The 18,276-nt window shown below is 40.9% G+C and carries 18 protein-coding genes; 12 read left to right on the top strand and 6 right to left on the bottom strand.

Annotated features, from left to right (window positions below):
* Nucleotides 1–7 precede the first annotated feature (7 nt).
* Both L634_RS0116880 and L634_RS0116875 read right to left on the bottom strand, forming a co-directional pair.
* Nucleotides 8–274: a hypothetical protein gene (locus tag L634_RS0116880; RefSeq protein ID WP_026583458.1), complete on the bottom strand. Its 267-nt coding sequence runs from the start codon at nt 272–274 to the stop codon at nt 8–10.
* A 13-nt stretch (nt 275–287) separates the two neighbouring features.
* Nucleotides 288–410, bottom strand: a complete 123-nt coding sequence (locus tag L634_RS0116875; RefSeq protein ID WP_026583457.1) for a hypothetical protein — start codon at nt 408–410, stop codon at nt 288–290.
* A gap of 270 nt (nt 411–680) precedes the next feature.
* Between L634_RS0116875 and L634_RS31320 the strand changes: the two genes are divergently transcribed.
* Nucleotides 681–863, top strand: a complete 183-nt coding sequence (locus L634_RS31320; protein ID WP_157452415.1) for a hypothetical protein — start codon at nt 681–683, stop codon at nt 861–863.
* 63 nt (nt 864–926) lie between these two features.
* On the opposite strand, the gene L634_RS0116865 is transcribed toward L634_RS31320, so the two are convergent.
* Nucleotides 927–2,363: a carbon starvation CstA family protein gene (locus L634_RS0116865; RefSeq protein ID WP_026583456.1), complete on the bottom strand. Its 1,437-nt coding sequence runs from the start codon at nt 2,361–2,363 to the stop codon at nt 927–929.
* A gap of 290 nt (nt 2,364–2,653) precedes the next feature.
* On the opposite strand from L634_RS0116865, the gene L634_RS0116855 reads away from it, so the two are divergent.
* Together L634_RS0116855 and L634_RS0116850 are read left to right on the top strand one after the other, a co-directional pair.
* A complete protein-coding gene (locus L634_RS0116855) occupies nt 2,654–3,394 on the top strand; it encodes a hypothetical protein (protein ID WP_026583455.1) in 741 nt (246 codons plus the stop codon).
* Nucleotides 3,395–3,613: 219 nt separating this feature from the next.
* Entirely contained in the window at nt 3,614–5,077 is a 1,464-nt protein-coding gene (locus tag L634_RS0116850; protein ID WP_026583454.1) for a UDP-N-acetylmuramoyl-L-alanyl-D-glutamate--2,6-diaminopimelate ligase, read from the top strand.
* Between the two features lie 38 nt (nt 5,078–5,115).
* On the opposite strand, the gene L634_RS0116845 is transcribed toward L634_RS0116850, so the two are convergent.
* The gene (locus L634_RS0116845) at nt 5,116–5,907 is read right to left on the bottom strand and encodes a glycerophosphodiester phosphodiesterase (RefSeq protein WP_051428361.1); all 792 of its coding nucleotides are present in this window, start codon (nt 5,905–5,907) and stop codon (nt 5,116–5,118) included.
* Nucleotides 5,908–6,207: 300 nt separating this feature from the next.
* On the opposite strand from L634_RS0116845, the gene L634_RS0116840 reads away from it, so the two are divergent.
* Nucleotides 6,208–6,519, top strand: a complete 312-nt coding sequence (locus tag L634_RS0116840; protein WP_026583452.1) for a metal-sulfur cluster assembly factor — start codon at nt 6,208–6,210, stop codon at nt 6,517–6,519.
* Nucleotides 6,520–6,682: 163 nt separating this feature from the next.
* Nucleotides 6,683–6,910 carry a hypothetical protein gene (locus tag L634_RS0116835; RefSeq protein ID WP_034262829.1) on the top strand — a complete coding sequence of 76 codons (228 nt, stop codon included), beginning with the start codon at nt 6,683–6,685 and terminating at the stop codon, nt 6,908–6,910.
* A gap of 128 nt (nt 6,911–7,038) precedes the next feature.
* Here L634_RS0116835 and L634_RS0116830 read toward each other — a convergent pair whose 3' ends face one another.
* A complete protein-coding gene (locus tag L634_RS0116830) occupies nt 7,039–7,341 on the bottom strand; it encodes a hypothetical protein (RefSeq protein ID WP_026583450.1) in 303 nt (100 codons plus the stop codon).
* Between the two features lie 332 nt (nt 7,342–7,673).
* Between L634_RS0116830 and L634_RS0116825 the strand changes: the two genes are divergently transcribed.
* The 6 genes from L634_RS0116825 to abc-f all read left to right on the top strand — a co-directional run bounded on the left by L634_RS0116825 (nt 7,674) and on the right by abc-f (nt 12,997).
* Nucleotides 7,674–8,198: an NfeD family protein gene (locus tag L634_RS0116825; RefSeq protein WP_026583449.1), complete on the top strand. Its 525-nt coding sequence runs from the start codon at nt 7,674–7,676 to the stop codon at nt 8,196–8,198.
* Nucleotides 8,199–8,213: 15 nt separating this feature from the next.
* A complete protein-coding gene (locus L634_RS0116820; RefSeq protein ID WP_026583448.1) occupies nt 8,214–9,770 on the top strand; it encodes a flotillin family protein in 1,557 nt (518 codons plus the stop codon).
* 176 nt (nt 9,771–9,946) lie between these two features.
* Nucleotides 9,947–10,054, top strand: coding sequence for a YjcZ family sporulation protein (locus tag L634_RS32800; RefSeq protein ID WP_084028927.1), 108 nt, complete (start codon nt 9,947–9,949; stop codon nt 10,052–10,054).
* Nucleotides 10,055–10,101: 47 nt separating this feature from the next.
* Nucleotides 10,102–10,221: a YjcZ family sporulation protein gene (locus L634_RS32795; protein ID WP_084028926.1), complete on the top strand. Its 120-nt coding sequence runs from the start codon at nt 10,102–10,104 to the stop codon at nt 10,219–10,221.
* A 469-nt stretch (nt 10,222–10,690) separates the two neighbouring features.
* Entirely contained in the window at nt 10,691–10,891 is a 201-nt protein-coding gene (locus L634_RS0116805) for a hypothetical protein (RefSeq protein WP_026583447.1), read from the top strand.
* Between the two features lie 327 nt (nt 10,892–11,218).
* Nucleotides 11,219–12,997, top strand: a complete 1,779-nt coding sequence (gene abc-f, locus L634_RS0116800) for a ribosomal protection-like ABC-F family protein (RefSeq protein WP_034262825.1) — start codon at nt 11,219–11,221, stop codon at nt 12,995–12,997.
* Nucleotides 12,998–13,047: 50 nt separating this feature from the next.
* On the opposite strand, the gene L634_RS0116795 is transcribed toward abc-f, so the two are convergent.
* On the bottom strand, nt 13,048–17,337 hold the full coding sequence (locus L634_RS0116795) for a S8 family serine peptidase (protein WP_442852708.1): 4,290 nt from the start codon (nt 17,335–17,337) through the stop codon (nt 13,048–13,050).
* A 714-nt stretch (nt 17,338–18,051) separates the two neighbouring features.
* Here L634_RS0116795 and L634_RS0116790 point away from each other — a divergent pair.
* The coding region (locus L634_RS0116790) for a transposase (protein WP_026583444.1) at nt 18,052–18,276 on the top strand (225 nt) is incomplete at its 3' end.

Raw genomic sequence — 18,276 nt, 5'->3', positions numbered from 1 at the left:
AATTCTCCTAAGTTCCTGTTCCATCGTTGTACTTATCTCCAAAAAGTTTCTTTTTGTCTATTGTTTCAAAATCGGCCTTATACTTTTTTTCTGTGGAAGAACTATTCTTTATATTAGAGCCGTTTTTTTCTTCTTCCATTTCTTGGTTTAGATCCTCAACAGGAAGCGGATCAACATTTTTTTCACTCTCAAACTTGTCAAATAAGCTCTCTTTATCGGTTTTATATTGTTCAGGTCTATCCATTTTTCCGTCCTGCATCCTTTTGTCTCCCATAGCATTGTCCTCCTTATTTCGGGTACTCTTCCTGAGGTTTTTCCGGCTCCCTTTGGGGCTCAATATCTTCGTTGTTTTCTTTCTTTTTCTCTTGCTCTATAGAATTGCTGCCTGTAGTTCTGTTATTGTCTGCCAAAAGTAAAAACCTCCTTTAAGTAGTTAGTATCTATTACCCGCTTCAGGATAAGTGAAACGTCTTGAGATGTAAGGTGAATAAAAAGGTGGCAAAAGGAATATGTAAAGGGCTTATAGTCCCGTAAACTGGTAAATGATTTTATAGTTTCGATTAACTTTTTAAAATTAAGGTAAATAAATGTAAAATAATGGTTTAAACGCTTTAAAATGAAAGAAAATTTTGTATGATTAACACTGTAATATAATTTTAGCAGCCAAGGAGGAAATTAAAATGAAAAAATGGTTAATGGCTTTGATGGCAGCTCTAATGGTTACAGGTTTTGCAACAGGTTGCAGCAATGGAACCAATGGAGAAGAAACGGACGAGACTAACACAGAAGAAAATGAAGATGTTGGAACAGAAGAAGGAACTGAAGAAGGAACAGAAGAAGGAACTGAAGAGGAAACCGAGTAAATAAGGAGCGGATTCCTCAAAATTGAAAAGTGCACCCCTTAAACGGAGGTGCACTTTTTTTGGCTAAGCAGCCTTTATGCTGGCTTTATTCTTACGGACTTGTTTATGTTTTATAATTTGATATACATACCAGCCTGCTACACCTAATGTAATCAAGGATCCGATAATCATGGATAATTGATAATCCATTTTGAAACCTTCAGGTGCGTAGAAGATGTACGTAGATACAACACCTGTCATAAAGATAGCTGGCACTCCGCAGATCCAATGAAACTTGCTGCTTCTCAAGAGATACATGGCACCTGTCCACAGCATCACTGTAGCAACAACCTGGTTTGTCCAGCCTACATACCTCCATAAGAAGGAGTAATCAATCGTTGCAAGGTAGATCGTCGGCAGAGCAACACATAAGGTCGTTATATGAACTTTCCACTTGCCATCCTTTTTCATAAAGGAAGAGAGTAATTCTGTCAGCATCATCCTGGAAGACCGGAGAGCTGTGTCGCCTGTTGTAATAGGCAGAATGATGACGCCTAAGATTGCCAGAATTCCTCCAAGTGTGCCAAGAAGACTTTTCGAGATTTCATTCACAACCCCGGCAGGGCCGCCAGCTGCAAGTGCCTCCTGAAGCCCTCCGGTACCACCGAAGAAGGTCATCCCTGCTGCCGCCCAAATAAGGGCAATAACTCCTTCTGCGATCATGGCACCATAGAATACCTTTCTCCCATCACTTTCTCTTTTAAGGGTTCGGGCCACAATTGGGCTTTGAGTGGAATGAAAGCCTGAAATGGCTCCGCATGAAATAGTAACCATTAATAACGGCCATATTGGAAGTTCACCTGGATGGAAATTTTCCAGCGTCACATTCGGTATGGATTTTCCGCTAAAAAGCAGTGCAACTGCAATCGATACGGCCATAAAAATTAAAATAGCTCCGAAAATAGGATAAACCTTTCCGATAATTCGATTTACAGGCAATACGGCAGCCAAAATAAAATAAGCAAAAATAGCTAAAAGCGATGCCATAAAGCTTAATGGCGTTATGCTCGAAATGAGCTGTGCAGGGCCAGCGGTGAACGCTGCTGCAACTAGTACCATTAAGATAAGTGAAATGATATTTATTGTAGTTTTTGCAGTTTTTCCTAAGTATCTGCCAACAAGGCTGGGATATTGCTCTCCTTTATGTCTTAGTGAAAGCATCCCTGAGAAATAATCATGAACTGCCCCCGCAAAAATAGAACCTGCCACAATCCATATAAAAGCTACCGGGCCATATAAAGCTCCCATGACTGCACCAAAAATCGGACCTAGACCCGCAATATTTAGTAATTGTATTAAACTGCCTTTCCACCAGCTCATCGGAACATAATCCATTCCGTCCTTTTCGGTATAAGCAGGTGTTGGGCTGCTGTCATTTATACCAAAAATTCGCTCAACCACCTTTGAATAAACCATATATCCTGCTAGAAGCAAGACAATTGATCCTAAAAATGTCACCATGCTAACATGCCTCCTGTTGTACAAAATGTCTTAGTTAAAATATCTGAAACTTATGAATATGTAGAATATTGTACTAGCAGAAGAGGGGAAAAAGCAAGGTGTTTTCAGAAAAAAAGATATTTTACAAAAATAAAAATGATTTCATGGAAGTGTTTGTTTCATCCTGCCAAATAAGAGAAGAAAGAAAAACTTATAATGAGGTACCTTCTCAGCCATGTATTTTTTTAATGGAACCCTAAAAGAAGAAAATCCATAAGCTACTATAAGATTCATTTGAAGGGAGGAATACGATGATTGTCCTAACAAATAATCAGAGTAAACCTGGGATTGGCCGTTTTTTTGGCGTACAGCGTGAAATATATCTTGCCTTGGAAAACAGTCCTGAGGTTCATCAATATGATGCCATGCATGAATTACTGTTCGATATTCAGCTAAGGGAAAATATTATCAAAGCAGCAAGACAGCTTCACGCAAGTCCTACAGAATTTGCACCTTTTAAAACGTCCCGCTTTAATCCTCGCATATGGAGACGAACAAAATATGGGTATCTTCTTGATCCTTCTGTGCTTCCATCGGATGCCATAAGGGATGTATTTATTAACAGCTGGGAATATGCTTTTGAATGTACTACAGCCATAGTGCTGATTTTCTATAAAGCTGTATTGGATTCTATCTCTGTCAGCCGTTTCAACACTCTATTCCAGGGCCTTCTTGTATGGGATTGGAATTATGATTATGATTTATCCATTATTACGAAAAGAGGAAGAAATTTCATACCGGGTGACGTAGTCTATTTTTATAATCCTGATTATGACCATCCTGTTTGGATGGGCGAAAATACTGTGTATTTGGGTGGAGGCATGTTCTTTGGACATGGTATTGGCATGGAAACAGAAGCTGGAATGATAAGAGCCCTTAACACATTAAGAAAACCTGGATCCACAAGGGATGCCTACCTGATTTCCCAGCATAGCAGATTAAACGTCAAATATTTATCCCAGTTCGCAAAACAGCCTCTATCTCTTGCTTAACCCTGAATCAAGGACAATTCAATAGGGTGAATCGCTTATTTTCAAGAGCAATTCACCCAAATTTATCCTTAATCCTAGGATGATTTGCCGATTTTTTTATTCTCCCTGATTTGTCTCTAATTGAGTGGCATATTTCCCGTAAAAGAGGGAAAACAAAAGGTAACGAATATAGACATTTACAAAGAAAATTCAAGTTGAAACATAAAAGGAGACAGAAATATGAGATTATCCCAGGTAATTGAATGCCTAAAGGATAGCGGGGAGATGGATTCATTTACTATTGATCCTGAAATTGCAGGAATTGAAATGGATTCTCGCAATGTGGGGAAAGGAAGTTTGTTTGTAGCGATAAAAGGGTTCCAGGCTGACGGGCATTCTTTCATCGGACAAGCTGTACAAAATGGAGCTGCTGCTGTAATAGGTGAAGAGGACCTTCAATTGGACATACCTTATATCAGAGTTGCAGATAGCAGGACAAGCTTAGGTAAGCTTGCAAGCTGTTTCTATGGTCATCCGTCCAAGAAGCATAAAATAGTTGGCATTACAGGGACAAACGGCAAAACAACCACTTCTTACATTCTTAAACATATCCTTGAAACTGCCGGACGGACTTGCTCATTGCTTGGCACCGTTTCGAATGTCATTAATAATGAGGTTTACAAGCCTACAAATACAACGCCAGATGCTTTGCAGATCCAAAAAATGCTAAGTGAAAGCAATGATGAATTTGTAGTGATGGAGATTTCTTCTCATGCGCTTGAACAATCACGGACAGAGGGTCTTGAAATCGACTATGGACTTTTTACGAACCTTGCTCATGACCATCTGGATTATCATAAAAATATGGACACTTATTTTAATGATAAGAAGAAAATCTTCTCTCTTTTGAAAGATGAGGGTAAAGCCATTGTTAATCTTTATAATTCGTGGGGAGAAAAAATGGCAGAGGAACTAAAAAAAGATAAGATTATGTTAATCATGCTTGGTGATGAGAACTGCTGCTCAATTGAAAATGTGGACATGAATGGCAAAACGGTTTTTACATTAAGGATAAAAGAAAAGAATTATAATATCCAATTTTCTCTTCCGGGGTATCATAATATCTATAATGCTGCAATGGCGTTTTTGACGGGTATGGATATGGGACTGAAACCGGAAGTGATGATTAAAGCACTTGCCTCCTTTCCGGGAATACCCGGGCGGTTTGAAACGATAACCCATCCAAATGGAGCAAAATTTATTGTGGACTATGCCCATACGAAAGATGCCTTTGAGTACTGTCTGGAAACAGCGAAGCAGCAGGGGGCAGAAAGGATTTTTCATATTTATGGATTCCGTGGAGGAAGGGATCAATCCAAGCGGGAAGAAATGATAAAGGTGTCTGCTAAATACAGCACACAGTTCTATCTGACTGTAGATGATTTAAATGATGAAAAAGAAGAAGATATGATTAATGATTTGAAGGACCTTAATGAAAGGTTCGGCAGCGGAAAGGGACAGGTGATTTACGACCGGACCTTGGCGATAAAAAAAGCCTGGCAGCAAGCTAAAAAGGGTGATTGGGTCTTTATTACAGGAAAAGGGCCTGAATCCTATAAAAATCGATTTGAACTGCCGACAGCAAGCGATTTGGAAACATTGAAGTTTTTGCAGGAATCAGACAGGAAGTTAGGAGTTGTCTGAAAAAAAGGTGCAGCCTATTAGGGCCGCACCCTTTTTTGTTAATCGATCAGATCCAAATAATCGGCAACGATCCCATCCAAAGGATAGTGTTTTAACTTTTCAGCTTCTCTCTTTGACCTGACTGTCCAGGATACTGCTTTCATGCCATTTGAATGAATGAGATTAATCACACGATTATTAACAACCGTCCATTTTGGATTGACATAACTGGCAAACTTGGATATCTCTTTAATTTCAATTTTGTTGGGCGGATAATTAATTAAGATACCAACAGGAACTTCTGGCAGGATTTCGCTGAACTTTTGCATAGACTGCTTTTCAAACGACTGAACAATAATATGGTCGTTTCCCTTTAGATGAAGATCCCGCTTTCTCAGTTCTTCTGCTATAAGCTCCTCAATACCGGGATATAAAGAAGGCTTTTTTAATTCAATTAAAAGACCGACACGATCTGCATATAAATCGAGAACTTCCTCAAATGAAGGAATTACGGCTCCGCGGAACTTTGTGGAAAACCAGCTTCCTGCATCCATCTTTCTCAGTTCTGCAAAAGTGTAATCCCTTACCTTCCCTTTATGATCGGTCGTACGGTCAACCAGCGTATCATGGATCACTACCAGCTTCTTATCCTTGGTTAATTGGACATCTATTTCAATAAAATCTGCTCCCATCTCAAGTGCACGGTCATAAGAAGGAAATGTATTTTCGGGGCAATATCCGGCTGCACCGCGATGGCCGATTTTTTTTATTTTATGTGTAGAGTTAGCAATCTTCTTTATGCCAAAGAAGGATATAGCCGTTGCCAAAACAGTAAAAAATGCATTTTTCATAACCTTCACATTTAATTCTCCTCGCAATTTTTTGCTATCTTAAAGGATACGAAAACAGTTTGTCAAATATTCGCTTTTTAAAAGTGCATCCCTTTTTTACTTCGCTTCAATAGCCCTTATGCGTTTGGTAAGGGAGTCCTATTCGTAGCAGCAGCAGGAAATCAACAGGCAAATTTAACAGAGCATAAATTTAAAGGAGCTATTCACCAACAGTGTGATGCCTTTCACTTCTGTTGGCCCATAAAGATTCTATAATGAGAATAAATTTCATTATATTAATCACAAGGGAGGTAAAGGATGATGGGCAATCAAGTTATAGATAAAGTTTTTGAAGCGTTGGAAGAAGTTATTGATCCAGAGCTGGGAATTGATATTGTGAATCTAGGTTTAGTTTATGAAGTAAATATCACGGAAGATAAAGCACATATCGTTATGACGATGACTTCCATGGGCTGCCCGCTGGCAGGGCAAATCATAGCTGGCGTAAAGGCAAGCGTTCTTGAAAATGTGGAAGAAATCAAGTCTGCTGATGTAGATGTTGTCTGGAGCCCGCCATGGACAAAAAATAGAATGTCCAGATACGCACAGCTTGCTTTAGGTGTTCATAGGTAAATGAACAACACTATGCTAAAAAAGCCATGAACAAAAAGGAGAGGATATTCCTCTTCTTTTTTAGTTTGTCGGGACAAAAACCCATTCTTATTTTGAAAAAATGCATATGATTTAGTGGGTGTTTTCATCAAAAAAATTTGAGGAGGAAAAAAGATTGAATCATATGCCAACTGAATTTTTTTATGCTGATCAAAGAATTAGGCCATTTGGATTCGGAAGGCCATTTGGATTCGGACGCCCATTTGGATTTGGATTTGGAGGGCCATTTATTGGGGGTCTGCTAGGGGGATTGGCTCTTGGGGCATTGGCCAGACCGCTTTATTATCCGCCGTATCCTGTTTATTACCCTCCATATCCGTATTATTATCCTTACGGGGGTTTTTACTATTAAATAAAAAGGGAAAATCTCTGCTTCAAATAAGGAAGCAGAGATTTTTTATTAAAGCAGTTTTTTTTCGTAATGTTTGTTGCTTTTTATAAAAAACAACATTTTATGATAATAGAGAGTTTATAAAAAAACTATTCCCAATCCTCATAAACGATAATTCCGCCAGTCAAGTCCAATGTGTTTCTTTCCCCTTTGTAGAATAGCTTCCCTTCTTCTTTTACAATGAGGTTCTCATATGTTAAGACGCTCTTTCCTGAAGGCATCTGAATGACAACTTTTTGTCCAAGTTCTTTTTTTGGCGCTTCAATAGTTATAAGACTTTGAGAATAGAAATAAAGTGCTGTAAAGAGTGCGACTACACTTCCTAATAGGATAATAGATACTAACAAAAATTTATTTCTTGTCTTTTTCAAGTGTAATTCACTTCTTGTCATATTCCCTTTCCCTCCGCTAACTAAGTATATTCCCCTATTCCGCTATTTATCGGCGTTTATTTCTAATAAACTGGATCATTATCCCTGAATAAGGTATGCAGGCGGGGATAGAAAAATGACAAAAATGGGCTAAAAGATAGACGAGCTTTAGAAGGTTAGCAAAATTTCCTCCAAAAATGGACTATAAACGAAACATTTTAAGATGTTGATTCGTATATAAATTATTCCAGTAATGGGATTGAACGGAAAGGAAGGGTGGTGGCAATCTTCTAACCTTGAAAAGAGAAGTGGTGCAGTAAGCCTGAAAACATTTTGAATAGGGGTGCATGCTTATGGAAATTTTCGGTTTGCCTATTCAGACAATCTATGTTTACACACTTATTTTTTCTGGAATCTTAATTATTTTGTATATCTTTTTTGGTGATTTGACTGAAGGGTTTGGAGAATTATCCAGCTTTTTAAATCCCGTTTTAATCCTTGCTTTTCTCACTTTTGCTTCTGCCGCGGGATATATTTTGGAAACGCTAACGTCCCTTAATAGCCTGATCATCCTTTTGATAGGAGCGGCGATTGCTTTAATTTTGGATACACTGCTAAATGTTTTCGTCCTAATTCCTTTGTCTTCAGCAGAGGAGTCACTTGTTTATACAGAAGAGTCGCTAAGGGGAAGAGTTGGGACTGTTTTAATTCCCATACCAAAAGACGGCTTTGGTGAAGTCATGATTGAGAACATAAGCGGAAGAATATCAAAGCCGGCGGAAAGCTATGAAAATACTTTTATTGCAGAAGGGAAAAAAGTGCTGATTGTGGATGTGAAGAATGGAGTCATTCATGTTGTAGAACATGGCCAATTATAGTGAGGGGGAAATGGAATGCTCATGATGTGGATCGTTGTCGGTATTGCAGCTTTTTTATTAATAGCATTATTAGGGGTTTTTATAACAAAGTACCGGACAGCAGGGCCTGATGAAGCTTTAATTGTAACTGGCAGCTATTTAGGCAGCAAGAATGTCCATGTTGATGAATCTGGGAATAAAATAAAAATAATAAGAGGAGGAGGCGCCTTTGTCCTGCCTGTATTCCAGCAGGCGGAGCCATTGAGCCTTCTGTCAAGCAAATTGGAGGTAACAACGCCTGAGGTATACACGGAGCAGGGAGTTCCAGTCATGGCGGATGGAACAGCAATTATAAAAATAGGCGGAAGTATAGGGGAAATCGCGACTGCAGCTGAACAATTCCTTGGCAAGTCTAAGGAAGACCGCGAAAACGAAGCAAAGGAGGTTCTGGAGGGCCATTTAAGATCCATTCTTGGCTCAATGACCGTCGAGGAAATCTACAAAAACCGTGATAAATTTTCCCAGGAGGTTCAAAGGGTTGCTTCGCAGGACCTTGCCAAAATGGGTCTGATCATTGTTTCTTTTACTATAAAGGATGTCCGCGACAAAAACGGCTATCTTGATTCACTTGGAAGACCAAGAATTGCCCAGGTAAAGCGCGATGCAGATATTGCAACAGCAGAAGCTGAAAAAGAAACCCGGATTAAACGGGCGGAAGCCGATAAAGATGCCAAAAAGGCAGAGTTAGAGAGAGCAACAGAAATTGCGGAAGCAGAGAAAGAAAATCAAATGAAAATGGCTGACTACAGAAGGGATCAGGATATTGCCAAAGCCCGTGCTGACCAAGCCTATGATTTGGAGACTGCCCGTGCCAAGCAGGAAGTAACAGAACAAGAGATGCAAATTCGCATCATTGAGCGTCAGAAGCAAATCGAGCTTGAAGAAAAAGAAATTTTAAGAAGAGAACGGCAATATGATTCTGAAGTAAAGAAAAAAGCCGATGCAGATCGATATGCTGTGGAACAGGCAGCAGAAGCTGAAAAGAAGAAACAGATTACAGAGGCAGATGCCAACCAATACCGAATCGAATCCCAAGCTCGTGCAGAAGCAGAGCGGGTAAGGGCAGATGGTTTGGCAAAGGCAGATTCCCAGCGTGCACAAGGTGAATCCGAAGCGGAAATCATTCGTCTCAAAGGTCTTGCAGAAGCTGAAGCCAAACGGAAAATCGCTGAAGCATTTGAACAGTATGGCCAGGCAGCCATTATGGACATGGTCATCAAAATGCTTCCTGAATATGCAAAACAGCTGGCTAGCCCATTATCCAATATTGATAAAATTACGGTTGTCGATACAGGCAGTGATGGAAAAAATGGCGGTGCCAACAAGGTGACCGGCTACGCCACCAATCTGATGTCCACTTTGCAGGAAAGCTTAAAAGCTTCATCAGGGATTGATGTAAAAGAACTGCTGGAGAATTTCTCAGGTAAAGGGAACGTGCGCCAAAGCCTGGATCAGCTGACAGATGAACTAAAAGGAAACAAGGCAGCATCCTCCATCAAAGCAATTGAAGCAAATAAGGATCATGAAAAATAATCAATTTGCCTATTTTTCTAGAAGAAGGGGCTAAGAAATACTGGTATACCAGGAGAAATGAGAAGCTTTCCTCAGGATAGCTTCTTTTTTGACTGACAAAACTGTGCATTTGTCTATCGCACAAATTGGGTGAATTGAATAGGATATATGGAATCAAATAAAGGAGGTAATTGACTATGTCAGACGGCTACGGATACGGCGGCGGTTTCGCCCTTTTAGTTGTATTGTTTATTTTGTTAATCATTATCGGTGCTTCTTGGGGTTACGGTGGCTACGGATACTAAATTAACGATCTGTAGACCCATTTACTGATAAAGGAGGGGGTTCGATAATGTACGGCTACGGCGGTTACGGATATGGCGGCGGCTATGGATACGGCGGTGGTTTTGCTTTAATCGTTGTTCTATTCATTCTGCTTATTATCGTAGGTGCATCTTGTTTTAAGTGGTAATATAGCAAAAGAAAAGCAGGAGCAGTCCTGCTTTTCTTTCTTTAGATACATATTTTGGGTGTGAGGTGTGTAAAAGGACGTTAAGTTTGTATAGAAAAAAAGGGGCTGCGTACGGATAAAAGTTCCCGCCGCAAAAAAGGAGAGCTTTATTCCCGTATATATCGGCACATAGGCAATAAGCGAATACATCAATGATAAGAACGCGAAAAGGATGTGCAGCCGCAAATATCTAAAAAAGGACGCAATTCTTACTAATTTAGACGCAAATCAACATAATCACAACGCAAAAAGGATGGTAGCTGCAAACATCCAAAATTCTTACTGGTAAAGATGCAACTCCTACATGTAAACACGCAGATATTTCACCCCCCTGCTCTCTAAGAATCATCATTAACCTCTATCCGGTGTTTCCAACTGCTTTATTAGGGGAAAAGAATAGCTATAAATTAAAAATGGGAGGTTGGCTATAATGGCAGAATTTCAAACACAGGATCGGGAAAATACCATGCGGGAGATTTATTCCATATTGGAAGGGGGTCTCCAGCGGAAAATGCATCAAAAGGAATACAAGCTTGTTTCAGAATGGGTCAGCGGTTTTAACAAGGATGAACGGGCAACTATTTTAAATATGCTTAAAGAACTTACCAATAAGCATATACGGATTGATTAATTGACCTTAGGCCTGCACCAAATCTGCCAGAGCCTATTGACAAAAAAAGCCAACTGAACGTATACTACAATCAAATAGTTTGAAAGGGTGATTTAGGGGCATGAAGTTCTAATCTTATTTTTTCTGGAATCTTTTTAGATTATAAAAAGTTTAACCCGGAGAACATAGGATTAGTGTGCCCTTTTTTTAATACCCCCTTTTATCGGTATAAAGGATAATCATTTTTATCATAATGGGCGGTTAATGTTTGTTTAGGCGCATTTTTTAGGTATGGCACCGTTTTAAAGGCGGGGCACTATCCTCTCCGGGAATCGGGGAGGTTTTTTTATGGGTGAAAATAAGCGTTTAAGGAGCAAAAAGTACAACAGAAATATGCCGGTTCTTAAGGCGAGAGGAATTCAAAAATCGTATGCGGATAGAACCGTGTTTTCCGATTTGCAATTTGATATTTGCCAGCAGGATCGTATTGGCCTTGTTGGCTTGAATGGAACCGGGAAAACTACCTTGGCCAATATTTTATTCGGAAGCGTTGAGGCGGATACAGGAGTAATCGAGTTTATGAAGAAACCATTCAGAATAGGATACCTTCATCAATCAGCAGATTATTCAGTCAGCGGATCTCAGGATTTGAAGCAAGCTCTTAATGAAGAAGTGCTCCATCAGGCAAGCAAACTGGGATTGGCGAAATTCCAGGAGTGGGAGCAGGAAAGGCTTAATTCGTTGAGTGGCGGTGAAAGACTGAAACTTGCTTTAGCGAAGGTTTGGACTTCCAAGCCGGATATGCTGATTTTGGATGAGCCGACCAATCATCTGGATTTACAGGGGATTGACTGGCTAATTAACGAGATCAGCGGTTTCAGCGGGCCTGTTTTAATGATATCCCATGATCGCTATTTTCTTGATGAGGCAGTACAGAAAATCTTTGAATTGCAGAATGGCAAGCTTTTCATTTACGATGGAAATTACACATCATACCGGGAACAAAAGGAAAAGAATTTTGAAGATCAGCTTCATCAATACAACACACAGCAGCGGGATATTGAGCGGATTGAAAACCAAATGGCCAACTTGAAAAAATGGTCGGAAAAAGCTCATCGGGAATCCACTAAAGGCGGTAGCCCATCGGAAAATCGGCAAATGGGTTTTAAGGAATATCACCGGGTAAAAGCCAAGAAAATGGACCAGCAGATTAAGTCTAAAATGAAGAGGCTTGAGCAGGAGCTCGAAAAAAATAAAATTGAAAAACCTGAAGAAGAAGCAAAGGTTCATTTTCAATTTGATGCTTCTGGAAAAAGAGGGAAGAGAATTATTGAAGCTAAAAACCTATCGAAGAGATTCGGTGACAGGATCCTCTTCAAGGAAAGCCAATTTTATATAAAACACGGTGAAAAAATTGGTATTCTGGGAGGAAATGGGGCTGGCAAGACCACTTTTATCCGAATGCTCCTAAATGAAATTCCAGTATGCAGCGGGGAGCTATGGAGCAGTTCATCCATGAAGCTAGCTTACTTAAGCCAGGATGTCAGCGACCTGCCTGTTTCAAAAAATGCGATTGAAGCTCTTAATCTCTCTGACCGGGATACTGTCTACAGGGCGAGAACTCTTCTGGCTAATCTCGGATTAAAAGAGGCGAAATTAAATCAGCCGATCGAGCAGCTAAGCATGGGAGAGCGAATCAGGATAAAGCTAACTGATATGCTTTTAAAAGAGTATGATGTTCTCATTTTAGATGAGCCAACAAATCATTTGGATTTGCCAAGCAGGGAACAATTTGAGAAGACACTGAAAGAATTTTCAGGAACACTTATCATTATTTCGCATGATTTATATTTTATGGAGCAGTTGAGCAACAGATTGCTTGTATTTGAAGAAAATAAAATTGTTAGGCATGAAATGGGGCTTAGGGAGTATCGCGCAAATTCCGGAAAGGCCCAAACCGGCCAATTGGCCGGAGCCAAAAAGGAACAAATCATGGTTATCGATAATCGGATTGCTGCCATATTGGGAGAACTGAGCCTCCTCTCTCCAGGTGAAGCTAAATATGCTGAGCTGGATCAAGAATTTAAAGGTTTGCTGAAGGAAAAGAAAGAGCTAACAAATCTATAATCGGACAAAGGCAGGCCCCAATGAAGCAGGGCCTGCCTTTTTCAGCAAAATTATTTTCCTTTATTGTTCTGCTTTTTCTCATTAATCCACAGTTTTCCTTCAGCTGTCTGGCGTGTTTCGTTGCCATATTCATCGGTTGCTTTTACTTCAATTTCTGCACCTGGCGCCTTTACATTCGAAGTCGCTGTATAGTAGCCAACATAATGGCCCGGGGAAGTTTCCATCATAGGAAGTTCTGCTGCGTTCGTCAGCTGGGCACCCGTGTTTGTTAACGGCATTCGGATTGCAAACACAGCCGATAAACCAGGTTCACTGTCAAATTCAATTTTAACAGATTCTCCTTTCTTGATTTCTTTGTCTTCTTCAGGCAGAAGGTTTTCAATCGCTGGGGCTGTATATTTAGCATCAATTGTGATTGTTTTTTCCTCGGTGTTCTTCGCTTTGTCCTGTGCTGTGACTGTAATAACATTTTCACCTTCGTCCAATAAGATGCGCAGCGAGTATTTGCCGTCAGCAACTTCAGCTGTCTGGCCATTTACTTTAACCCAGACAAGATTTTCGTCAGAAACAGTACCTTCAACTGTAACTGTTTCTTTGTTCGTTTTTGTTTTATCAGCAGGACTTGTAATGGCCAATTCCGGTTTTGCCTGATCAAAGATTACTTTAACAGGCTCTGAAGCATCAGTTGAACCTGCTTCAGTGGATGCTTTCGCAGTAAGGATATTTTCTCCTTCAGCCAGTGAGATTTCAGCTGAGAATGTTCCTTCATCTGTTGTTTCCGCTGAAGCAATTTTCTCGCCGTTATTGAATACATTTACAGTCGTCGTTGGAGCAGATATACCTTCAATTGTAACTGTGTCCTGGTTTGTGAACGTTCCATCAGCTGGAGAAGTGATTGCAGGTGCAGTAACTTCATAGTTCACCGTTGCACGAATCATGTAGTTGCCTTCATCTTCAGGCGAAGGTGTCCATGCGCCGCCAACCAGCTGCCAGCTTCGGCCAGCATTTTCGCCGTCTTCATCCGTTCCAAGGCCCGGAGCATTCGGGTTCGGTGCTGTTTGGATATACACCATATAGAAATCGCCGTTTACAAGGATGCCTTCTTCGCTAAGATCAATATGTGTCCATTCGCCGGTTCTTAAAGCAGTGCCCTCAAATGGACCTGCCAGTTTTTTGCCTGGAGCTCCGTCTGGGCCGCTTGCGTCATATACCTCCACCTTGAAATCTGTTCCTCCTGGATTTGGCCAGGACGCATCCCAGAATCGGAATAATCCGCCGGTTACCATCGCACTTTCATGGCCGGATGCAAGCGACATTTTAACAGCCCAGCCATTGCCGGCATCATAGAATACACGAGCATTTTCGGCTGTTCCATCGTCATAGCCAATCTCACCAGGATAGCCGATAAATGGCTTAAGGCTAATATTGACCTCCAGTGCAGATTCGCCTTCAACCGTTATGGTTTGCTCTTTGCTGTAATAGGAAGGAGCCATTGCTTTTAATGTATAGGTGCCTTCATAAGCTGTAAGCGTGAATTCACCGTTTTCATTAGTTGTTACAGGCTGTACGGCAGCATCTTCTATTAGAAGAAGAGTGGTATCCGCAACTGGTTCACCAGTTGCTTCATTTGTGACAACACCCGTAACAGTGCCTTTTGGAATTTCTTCCAAGATAAAGTTTGCTGTAACTTCCCCATCTTGCGGAATGTTAACGCTTTGGGTTTGTGAACGATACCCGTACGCTTCTGCCTGTACTGTGAAATCGCCTGATGCATGCATGAATTCATATGATCCATCCTGCGGGTTTGTAAACACGGATCTTCCTGATTCCAGTACGCTTACCTCAGCATTTAAAGGAAGAACTGAAGGGGCAGGGTGCTGCTCACTAGCTTCATCCTTTGCAGGAGTTTCCTTTATAGGAACTATTTTGTCAGGATTTACTGTCTCTTTCTTTAATTCTGCCGAAGCTTTTTCCTTTTCAACCCCCAGCTGAGCTTTGCCGGCCGGTTCAATAGGTGCATCGGATAACTGGACATCATCCAGATACCATCCTTGCTTTAGGACCGATCCATCTGTAGTCACATTAAAAGCAACATAAATTCTTTGTCCTGCATAAGAACTTAAATCCACTTCACCGTCGATCCACCCTGTAGTGGTGCCGTTGACTCGAAGAACCTGTTCCCAGTTTTCCATATCTGTTGAAACAAATACATGGCCGTAATCATATCGGTTCTCAAGTTCGTGCCATTGCTTGAATTGCAGGTATGCATTCCCCTCCGGCAAGTCAATCGGCGGCATCTGCAGGTTCATATTTGCTCGGTTCGCATAGTTGCCTCCAAGGTTTGTAGCATATACTTTTTCCCCGGAAGCTGCATTGCCTGGTCCGGAAGCGGGAACACCCCATTCCCAGCTGTTTTCTGGGCCATATGAAGTCCAGCCTGCCGGCTGTGATTCAAAGTCCTGAGAGTAGCCAATGCTGATGCCGGGTCTAACTGCCACTTCATATGAATCTGTTTCTGTTAGATTCCCGCCAAAATCATTTACTTTCCACTTATAAGTCAAAGAAGGCTCAGCAATCTCTGAACCAGGTATAACTGCCTGGTAAGTGCCGTCTTTATAATTTCCAGCTGTTCTTTCTGCCTGCACCGTTCCCCAGCTTCCGTCAGCTTTTAAGTATTCAAGATCCACTCTTATGACACTTACATTATCGGATGCGGACAATTCAAGTACAAGATCCATTCCTGCATAGGTTTCCTGAGGTGCTGCATGTTCGGCTTGCGGAGCTTCACTGTCGTCTCCTTCTTTTGCCACCTGGCCTTTAATTTTTCCAAGGCCAGTCAGGACGGAAGAAACCGCATCAAAGGCATTGACCAAGCCATATCCAAAACCGTTGTTTGGACTCTCAGGATAAGTACCATTTGTTAACGGAGTAGAGGTTGTTAATAAAATATCCTCCATCTCTTCAACAGTCAGGCTTGAATCAACCTGCCGGAGCAATGCTGCAACCGCAGAAACATGCGGGCCTGCCATGGATGTTCCATTCCACCCGCCTTCATAACCGCTTCCCGGGACTGAGGAACGAATATTAACGCCAGGTGCGGAAACATCAGGCTTAATTTCCTGGTAAGGAGACGGTCCCTGCAGTGAAAAGCTTGCTAAACCATTGCTGATATCTGTCGCTCCAGTTGCAAATGACTCCGGATAGTTGGCCGGTGTTGCAACTGAACCAGGTCCGCCAGGATTAAATAATGTTGTATTGCCGGCAGAGAACTCGGGAAAGATTTCAGCTGCACGCCAAGCCTGCACCATCGGGCGATACCATTCATCAAGTCCTGGACCGCCACCCCATGAGTTATTGACAACATCTGGTGCCTTTTCAGGATGTGGATTTCCATCAGCATCTTTCGGAGCTAAAATCCACTCGCCTGCTTCAAGAAGATCAATATCAGTTCCGCCAGAAGCAGTGAATGCTTTAACTGCAATCCATTTTGCACCAGGGGCAACCCCAATCTGATTCGATCCATTTGGCTCCGAACCAACCATTGTACCTGTTACATGGGTTCCATGGCCCTGATCATCATAAGGTGCTGTCTGGCCGGCTGTGGCATCGAACCAGTTATATTCATGTGATGGTGAATCTGGTTCAGCTGCATTATAGCCGCGGTATTTTTCTTTTAAAGCAGGGTGGTTCCATTGAACCCCTGTATCAATGGAAGCTACAACTGTCCCGGATCCGTCAATTCCCATTTCCCATACTGCTGGAGCACCAACGCGGTCAATATTCCACTCAATAGAATTTGTTTCAGCTTGCGTATGGAATGCTTTTTCGGCTTCTTTTGTTGGTTTATGAAGCTGTCTTGTCTCGTTTGGAAGGATCTTTTCTACTTCTGGGAACGTGGCGATTTGTTCCATGACATCTTTAGTAGCTGTGACTGCAATGGCATTCACAATGTAGAAGGATTGGACGTCTTTCGCTTTGCCGGCTTTTTCCTGTTTTTGAAGGAAATCAGCCACATGGCCTTGAGTTTCAATAGCTGTAGATCGGAGTGAGGAAAGGACTGCAGATCGTTTCATGTACTTTGATTTGGAGGCTGTAAGCTTTAGTGTTTTTGCCTCTTTTTCAGCCTTTTTAGCGGCTTCAGCTGTATTTGCTTGTTCTTTAAACTTGATTAAAAAGGTTACTTTATCCTCTTTATCGAATTGTTTCAGCAATGAGCTGTTTATTTTACTTTTAGCTGTCTCAAGTGAAGCTTTCTTAACTGATGTGTGCGGCGAGCTTTTGCTTTCTGCTGATCCCATGCTTGGAAACATCAGAGGCAAAATCAAAAGTGCTGTCAGCATAACATAAACAATGCGGCTTAATGGCTTTCTTTTTTTCTTCAAAAAATTCCCTCCTTATTTTTTGTTTGATCATTTGGAGCTATTTCTTAGAACACCATCACCTCCAAAAGGTTTTTCCAAAAATGGAAAACCTTTCCGATAACCGTACTTTAGCTAAATAAACATTTGAAGGCTGTCGAAATAAATGGAGGATTGTCGGAGGCTTTTAAAAATAGCCTGAAGGTTTTATAACAGCAAAAAAGTTGCAGTCAAAAAGGATCAAAAATAATTGGCCGTATATAGGGGAAGAGAATCATTTATAAAAATACATAGCTGAGCTGGGGAGTTTTTTGGGAAAAATAAGCAAATAGGGGGAGGCAGTATCATGTATGAATGTTAAAATGGATAAAAGAAGAGTGTTGTGTTTGATATAACCATTTATCACTAACCCGGGATTTAATCAAAATCATATATAAATATAGGTATATTGCAGTGTAACTTTTTCATTTGTTTTATTAAATGACCGGCCAATGAGAACGATACAGTCCAAATAGCTCTTTCTATTGTTTTTATCTGAAATTGAAACAATAGTATCAGTTCGCATTAAAAAATAGGAAAAATGAATAGTTATTGTATCTTTATTCATAAGTGCTGATGCTAGACTAAAAAACGGACACGGTAAATTGACACTTTCGTTATAATGATTAACAAAGAACAATTAAAGGACGTGTCTAAATGGGGAAGCATTTTGATCTCGAATACAAAATACAGATTGCACAAATGGTCGTAGAAGATGGTAAAAAAGCAACTCAATTAGCGAGAGACCTAGATATTCCAGTCGGAACCATTAGGAACTGGGTTGATGCATACAAGAAAAAGAGTCAAAAGGGTTTCGTGGGGAGTGGCAATACGTCCCCTGAAATAAAGCCCTACAAGGACCTTCAAAAAGAAAATACAGAC

Origin of the sequence: Bacillus sp. J33 (genome assembly GCF_000518885.1) — a bacterium.
In the GTDB taxonomy this organism is placed as follows: domain Bacteria; phylum Bacillota; class Bacilli; order Bacillales; family Cytobacillaceae; genus Cytobacillus.
This window is presented reverse-complemented; position numbering and strand designations above follow the sequence as displayed.

Coding starts and splice junctions, on each gene's coding strand:
- L634_RS0116880 (WP_026583458.1), bottom strand. CDS start 274: ATGGGAGACAAAAGGATGCAGGACGGAAAAATGGATAGACCTGAACAA.
- L634_RS31320 (WP_157452415.1), top strand. CDS start 681: ATGAAAAAATGGTTAATGGCTTTGATGGCAGCTCTAATGGTTACAGGT.
- L634_RS0116865 (WP_026583456.1), bottom strand. CDS start 2,363: ATGGTGACATTTTTAGGATCAATTGTCTTGCTTCTAGCAGGATATATG.
- L634_RS0116855 (WP_026583455.1), top strand. CDS start 2,654: ATGATTGTCCTAACAAATAATCAGAGTAAACCTGGGATTGGCCGTTTT.
- L634_RS0116850 (WP_026583454.1), top strand. CDS start 3,614: ATGAGATTATCCCAGGTAATTGAATGCCTAAAGGATAGCGGGGAGATG.
- L634_RS0116845 (WP_051428361.1), bottom strand. CDS start 5,907: ATGAAAAATGCATTTTTTACTGTTTTGGCAACGGCTATATCCTTCTTT.
- L634_RS0116840 (WP_026583452.1), top strand. CDS start 6,208: ATGGGCAATCAAGTTATAGATAAAGTTTTTGAAGCGTTGGAAGAAGTT.
- L634_RS0116835 (WP_034262829.1), top strand. CDS start 6,683: ATGCCAACTGAATTTTTTTATGCTGATCAAAGAATTAGGCCATTTGGA.
- L634_RS0116830 (WP_026583450.1), bottom strand. CDS start 7,341: ATGACAAGAAGTGAATTACACTTGAAAAAGACAAGAAATAAATTTTTG.
- L634_RS0116825 (WP_026583449.1), top strand. CDS start 7,674: ATGGAAATTTTCGGTTTGCCTATTCAGACAATCTATGTTTACACACTT.
- L634_RS0116820 (WP_026583448.1), top strand. CDS start 8,214: ATGCTCATGATGTGGATCGTTGTCGGTATTGCAGCTTTTTTATTAATA.
- L634_RS32800 (WP_084028927.1), top strand. CDS start 9,947: ATGTCAGACGGCTACGGATACGGCGGCGGTTTCGCCCTTTTAGTTGTA.
- L634_RS32795 (WP_084028926.1), top strand. CDS start 10,102: ATGTACGGCTACGGCGGTTACGGATATGGCGGCGGCTATGGATACGGC.
- L634_RS0116805 (WP_026583447.1), top strand. CDS start 10,691: ATGGCAGAATTTCAAACACAGGATCGGGAAAATACCATGCGGGAGATT.
- abc-f (WP_034262825.1), top strand. CDS start 11,219: ATGGGTGAAAATAAGCGTTTAAGGAGCAAAAAGTACAACAGAAATATG.
- L634_RS0116795 (WP_442852708.1), bottom strand. CDS start 17,337: ATGCTGACAGCACTTTTGATTTTGCCTCTGATGTTTCCAAGCATGGGA.